The 5,089-nt window shown below is 68.9% G+C and carries 6 protein-coding genes; 4 read left to right on the top strand and 2 right to left on the bottom strand.

Annotation, left to right across the window (positions count from 1 at the left end):
- Positions 1–367: 367 nt before the first annotated feature.
- Positions 368–955 (top strand): histidine phosphatase family protein, encoded by a 588-nt coding sequence (locus ACWCP8_RS41050; RefSeq protein ID WP_451121650.1) that lies wholly within the window; start codon positions 368–370, stop codon positions 953–955.
- A 569-nt stretch (positions 956–1,524) separates the two neighbouring features.
- Here ACWCP8_RS41050 and ACWCP8_RS41045 read toward each other — a convergent pair.
- Entirely contained in the window at positions 1,525–2,091 is a 567-nt protein-coding gene (locus ACWCP8_RS41045) for a TetR family transcriptional regulator (RefSeq protein ID WP_352271815.1), read from the bottom strand.
- A 139-nt stretch (positions 2,092–2,230) separates the two neighbouring features.
- Here ACWCP8_RS41045 and ACWCP8_RS41040 point away from each other — a divergent pair, with 139 nt between their 5' ends.
- Together ACWCP8_RS41040 and ACWCP8_RS41035 are read left to right on the top strand one after the other, a co-directional pair.
- Positions 2,231–3,169 (top strand): SDR family oxidoreductase, encoded by a 939-nt coding sequence (locus tag ACWCP8_RS41040; protein WP_451121648.1) that lies wholly within the window; start codon positions 2,231–2,233, stop codon positions 3,167–3,169.
- A gap of 63 nt (positions 3,170–3,232) precedes the next feature.
- Positions 3,233–4,075 (top strand): DUF1206 domain-containing protein, encoded by an 843-nt coding sequence (locus tag ACWCP8_RS41035; RefSeq protein ID WP_451121646.1) that lies wholly within the window; start codon positions 3,233–3,235, stop codon positions 4,073–4,075.
- A 389-nt stretch (positions 4,076–4,464) separates the two neighbouring features.
- Here the strand turns inward: ACWCP8_RS41035 and ACWCP8_RS41030 are convergent, their stop codons facing one another.
- Positions 4,465–4,641, bottom strand: coding sequence for a CsbD family protein (locus ACWCP8_RS41030; RefSeq protein WP_382842836.1), 177 nt, complete (start codon positions 4,639–4,641; stop codon positions 4,465–4,467).
- A gap of 186 nt (positions 4,642–4,827) precedes the next feature.
- Between ACWCP8_RS41030 and ACWCP8_RS41025 the strand changes: the two genes are divergently transcribed.
- The gene (locus ACWCP8_RS41025; protein ID WP_352271808.1) at positions 4,828–4,998 is read left to right on the top strand and encodes a hydrophobic protein; all 171 of its coding nucleotides are present in this window, start codon (positions 4,828–4,830) and stop codon (positions 4,996–4,998) included.
- Positions 4,999–5,089: the final 91 nt, after the last annotated feature.

Here is a 5,089-nt window from a genome sequence, read left to right as displayed (position 1 = left end):
CGGGCAGAAGCCGTCCGTGACGGCAACCTGCCCGCTACACTCCCACCGCTCGACGTTTCCCCAGGTCAAGCCACAAAGTACTGCTGGAGTACTAGCATCCGCGCCCCCTACGCAAGACAGGCGCGACCGTCAGTCCCGGCAGTCAGGTTGCAGACCAGGGCCACCCGGGGCGCCGGCATGCGCGTGGCGAGTCTGGCGATGGTGTTCAAAGCTCATCGAGTCAGCGCAGGAGCGCTGGCGGACCACAGATGCGCCGCGCCTGATCGCGCCGGTGCGGGCCGGCGCCCGCTTCGAGGCGTCCTGGTCAAGTGTCCGGTAGCCGCAGCAGCCTGATCACACATCAAATCATCAGATATCGTGCGGGGCTATGGGTGAGCTGATTTTGATCAGGCACGGCGAGACCGAATGGAGCCGGTCGGGTCAGCACGCCGGCCGCACCGACATTCCGCTGACTGACGCAGGTGTGGCCGCGGCCAGGGCGCTCACTCCGGTGCTGGCCCGCCGCCACCTGGTCGCTGCGTTCAGCAGCCCGCTGGGCCGCGCCGTGCAGACAGCCGAACTGGTGGGCCTGACCGACGTCAAGCCCGATCCTGACCTGATGGAGTGGGACTACGGCGGCTACGAGGGCATGACCGCGGCGCAGATCCGGGAGACGAGGCCGGGCTGGGAGCTGTGGCGGGACGGCGTTGTTCCCGGTGACGCCGGCTCTCCTGGCGAGCAGCTTCAGCAGGTGGCTGCGCGCACGGATGCGGTGCTCGACCGGATTCGGCCGCTGCTGAAGGACGGCAACGTCGCCCTTGTCGCGCACGGTCACCTCCAGCGCGTCCTTACCGCGCGCTGGCTCGGCCTCGACGCGTCCGCCGGCCGGCTGTTCCGCCACCCGGGTCCGGGCACGCTCAGCGCCCTGGGCACCGAGCATGGGCGGCCGGTCATCTCTGCCTGGAACGTCCTGTAGCGGCAGCCCGGCAGATACCTGCATGACACCGCCGGCGCAGCCCACCGCAAACTGCAATTGAGCGTTGTCCAGACGGAAGGCCCCAGCCAGATGCAGGACGCGTCACGGGAGGCGTCCAGTGCCCTGGTCCCCTGCTTCGGCGCAGTGCTGGACTGGCTGAACACGATCGGCAACGGACGGAAACACCGCAGCACTCAGAGGAAGCGGGCAGAGCCGGAGGCGACGCACACTCGAAGCTTCTGGACTTCCCCTACGCCGCGTCGGACACCGTGACCCCGGACCTTCCAGCCCGCACGCGTACCCAATCCTGCCGTTGACTCTGCTGACCAGTCAGGGCGCGCTCTGCCCGGTGGCGACGGCGCCCGACTCGCTCGACGTGTCGGCGTGCAGTGCGCGGTAGGTCTCCCAGTCCCACCGCGCCCCGACCTCGTGAGCCCCGGCCCGCGGCGCGCGCCGTACCGAATGGGCGGCGGCGGGCGGGTGCAGTCAACCGCGCCCGGGCGGACGGGCTGTGGTCAGCCGTTCGCGGACGGACCGGCGGTGGCCTGCTGCCCGGACCGGGCCTGCGGTCACTCGCCCGCGGTCACCACTTTGAGTTCGTCGAGCGACTCCCGCAAGAAGTCCGCCAGGGTACGTTCCCCGCTGTCGCCGACCCAGCGCTCGAACCCGACCTTGAAGACGGCGATACCCGCCTCCGCGGTGAGGCTCGCGGCCGGGTCCTTGACGCCTCGTCGGCGCAGCGTGGCGGCGAGCGCCGCGGACAGCGACGCGAGCTTGATCAGCTCGCGCTCGCGCAGCTCCGCGTTCGCCATGATGACGGCCTGACGCTGCCGGGCGAACTCGTGGCGCTCCAGGAAGAAGGCGGCGACGGTCTCCAGCGTCGAGGCCATCGCGGCGATCGGCGTGGCTGAGTCCGGGGTGCCGGCGAGGGTGTCCACGAAGATCTCCTCCAGCGCGTGCGAACCCCCGAACAGCACCTCGCGTTTGTCGGCGTAGTGCCGGAAGAACGTCCGCTCGGTGAGCCCGGCGCGTTTGGCGATCTGCGCGGCGGTGGTCTGCTCGAACCCGCGCTCGCTGTAGAGGTCCAGCGCTGCCTGCTCAAGCCGCCCGCGCGCGTTCGGCTCCCATCTACCCATACGCCGATCCTACGTGATGACAGTGACTGACATGAGGTGTTACGGTCGATGACAGTCACTGACATAGGGTCGTTCGCCGCACATCCCGTGTCCCGGTACCGCGCGGCAAGGACGGTCGACCTACCCGGAGGTTCTCCTCATGCGTGTGTTCATTACCGGCGCGTCCGGCTGGATCGGTTCAGCCGTTGTTCCGGAACTCATCGGCGCCGGTCACCAAGTCGTCGGACTCGCCCGCTCGGACGCCTCGGCCGCCGCCCTCGCCGAGGCCGGCGCCGAGGTGCGCCGCGGCACGCTCGACGATCTCGACACCCTGCGCAGCGCGGCTGCCGACGCCGACGGCGTGATCCACCTCGCCTTCAAGCACGACATCGCGTTCAGCGGCGGCTTCGAGGACGCCGCCGATGCGGACCGGCGTGCCATCGACACGTTCGGCGAGGCGCTCGCCGGCTCCGACCGCCCGTTCCTCATCGCCTCCGGCACCCTCGGGCTGGCACCAGGACGGGTCGCGACCGAGCAGGACGGCCAGGAGTCCGGCCCGGTCGGTGCTCACCTGGCCGGCGGCCCGGCCAAGCGGCTGGCCAACGCGCACGCGACGGTCGCCCTCGCGGACCGCGGCATCCGCTCGTCGGTCGTACGGCTTCCTCCGACCGTGCACGGCGACGGGGACCACGGCTTCCTCGCCACCGTGGTCGCCATCGCCCGCGAAAAGGGCGTCTCCGGCTATATCCGGGACGGCGCCAACCGCTGGCCCGCCGCGCACCGGTCCGACGCCGCGCACCTCTTCCGCCTGGCACTGGAGAGCGCTCCGGCCGGCTCCACGCTGCACGCGGTCGCGGACGAGGGTGTGCCGATCCGTACCGTCGCCGAAGTGATCGGGCGGCACCTCGGCCTGCCCGTGGCCTCGGTCTCCCCGGACGACGCGCCCGGGCACTTCAGCTGGCTGGCCGGCTTCCTCGGCATGGACAGCCCCGCCTCCAGCGCCCACACCCGCGAACTGCTGGGGTGGCAGCCGACGCAGTCCGGCCTCATCGACGACCTCGACAAGGGCCACTACTTCGCCACCGTTCCTAAGAACTGAGCGGGAGTGAAGCAGAGGGCCGGCTCCAGGAATCGCATGCCCCTGCGGGGGCACACGGTGAGCATGGCAACTGGATCGGCGAAGGCACGCGGACGCGTGCACGCCCAACGCGCGGCGAACAGCACAGCAGTTTCGGCCGCAGCTCGTGCGGGCTTTGTCGCCCGCGGGGTCATCTACGTACTGATAGGCGTCCTCTCGCTTCGGATCGCACTCTCCGACGGCGGTGGCAAGCAGGCGGACCGCGGCGGTGCGATCGCCGAGATCGCCGGGAAGCCCTTCGGTACCGTTCTGCTCTGGCTGCTCGGCATAGCCCTGGCGGGCATGGCCCTGTGGCGGCTGTCCGAAGCCGCTTTCGGGCAGGCGGGCCCGGACGGCAAGAAGGCGGGTAAGAGGGCGATGGCCGCCGGCCGTTTCGTCTTCTACGGATTCGTCTCCTACTCCGTGCTGTCCTACGCTGCCGGAGACAAGGGCAGCGGCAGCGGCAGCTCCGACAAGAACTCGCAGGACGTCACAGCGATAGCGCTGGACTGGCCCGGCGGGCAGTGGATCGTCGCCGTCGCAGGTATCGCGGTGGCCGCGGCCGGTGTGTGGATCGCGGTGAGGGCGATCAGGCATAAGTTCCGTAAGCACCTGAAGATGTTCGAGATGTCAGAGAAGACCCGCAAGGTGATCGATTTCCTCGGGATGTCCGGCGGCGCCGCCCGGGGCATCGTCTTCGCTGTCGCGGGCGTCTTCGCCGTAGCGGCGGCTGTCCAGCACAAGCCCGGCAAGGCCAAGGGCATGGACGACACCCTGCGCTCCTTCACCGAGACCCCTGCAGGGCCCTGGCTGCTGGTGCTGATCGCAGCCGGCCTCGCGGCGTTCGGGGTCTTCTCCTGGGCCAATGCCCGCTGGCGCAAGGTCTGACAGGCGGCGATGAATCCGTGCGGTACGCGAGGTGGCTGCGGCGACAGGAATGTCTGTCGCCGCAGCCACCCTCCGTTGCCGGTCCGGTGTGATCCTCGGTGTCGGAGCAGCCACTGATCCTGGTCGGCGGGGCGGTACAGCGTGACCGCTTTGGGGAGCTTGTCGAGCACAGGTCGAGGCGAAACCGGCCGGGTGGTAGATGCCGTTGCCCGCGAAGCGCAGCCAGATGCTGCGGGGGCGGCCGTTGCGACCCGGTGTCTGCGGCAACCGTGCCTCTGTCCGGTCCGGCGCAACAGGTTCTTCCGGCGCAACAGGTTCTGTAGTCGTCCGGCACAGCACTGATCCCGGCAGCCAAGGGAAGCGGCTGCCGGGATCAGCGGGGGGCGGTGTTACTTGGGCTTGATGGCGTCCTTGGCCTTCTCCTTGGCCTGCCGCAGATCACCCTTGGACTCCTCGGCGCGACCTTCGGCCTTCATGGACTCGTTGCCCACGGCGCCTCCGACGACCTTCTTGACCTTGCCCTGGGCCTGCTCGCCCTTGGCCTGAGCCTTCTCGTCCGCAGCCACAACCACTCACACCCTGCCGTATTCGAGAACAGTGTCATCCCCTCGTCTCACCACTCATCCAGCACCCAAACCTGCACAGTTGCCACAGGGAAATTATGGCCACCGGGCGCGCCATAAAAATTACCTAAGAGCTACAGGAGTGGAGCCCCGATGCCCGGGCACACGAGGGCTCGGAGGTTGATAATCATGGTTCCTATTATTCTCGTTCTTCTGCTCGCCCTGATCCTCTTCGGCGCGGGTTTCGCGCTCAAGGCACTGTGGTGGATCGCCATCATCGTGCTGGTGGTCTGGCTGCTCGGCTTCCTGATCCGACCGGCCGCAAGCGGTGGCAAGCGAGGCCGCTGGTACCGCTGGTAGACAAGCCCGAACTGCACAACAACAGGTGGGTGTCGTAGTGGGTGTCGAGGGTGGGTACGGCTGGCTCTGCGGCGGCGGACACAGAAATGCC

The sequence above is a fragment of the Streptomyces sp. NPDC002206 genome, assembly GCF_053593595.1.
The sequence above is the reverse complement of the archived record's forward strand: the minus strand, read 5'-3'. Positions and strand labels throughout refer to the sequence as shown.